Source organism: Serratia sp. J2, assembly GCF_046269175.1.
In the GTDB taxonomy this organism is placed as follows: Bacteria; Pseudomonadota; Gammaproteobacteria; order Enterobacterales; family Enterobacteriaceae; genus Chania; species Chania fonticola_C.
On the sequence record NZ_JBKABN010000113.1, the window covers coordinates 1 to 488 of the forward strand.

Consider the following 488-nt stretch of genomic DNA (forward strand, 5'->3'; position numbering starts at 1 on the left):
CATGCTCAAACGTGTTTTTCGCCTCACGCTGCGCGCCGCGCAGGGATTTATTGACTCCATTTTTACCCTGATGAAGCTCCCGCTCAGGTGCCCGGATTACTCCTGCGTCAGCAGGCGGGCCAAGTCCGTCAACATCCCGTTTAAAACCCCCACGCGCGGCGAAATTGCCCATCTGGTTATCGACTCCACCGGATTAAAAGTCTTCGGTGAAGGGGAGTGGAAGGTGAAAAAACACGGTCAGGAAAAGCGCCGTGTCTGGCGGAAACTTCACCTGGCGGTGGACGCCGATACTCATGAGGTTACCCTCAATCACAATGCTCATACCTCTTGGGGCAGAATTGAAATGGAGGGAACTGACCCGTGATGTTTGCTTTGCAGATCACGGGCAGCCGTTAATTCCAGTAACGCGCGGCTCGCCATGGCAGGATAATTCCTCTACCGTCATTTTCTGGTTCTGTCGCATTAAGGCGTTGTTAGGTAAAATGTTG

At 53.1% G+C, this 488-nt stretch carries 1 pseudogene; it reads left to right on the forward strand.

Going from position 1 to position 488, the window contains the following annotated elements:
* Positions 1-301 (forward strand): annotated as a pseudogene (locus ACKWMY_RS28320) (transposase); the annotation flags it as partial.
* Between the last annotated feature and the right edge of the window lie 187 nt (positions 302-488).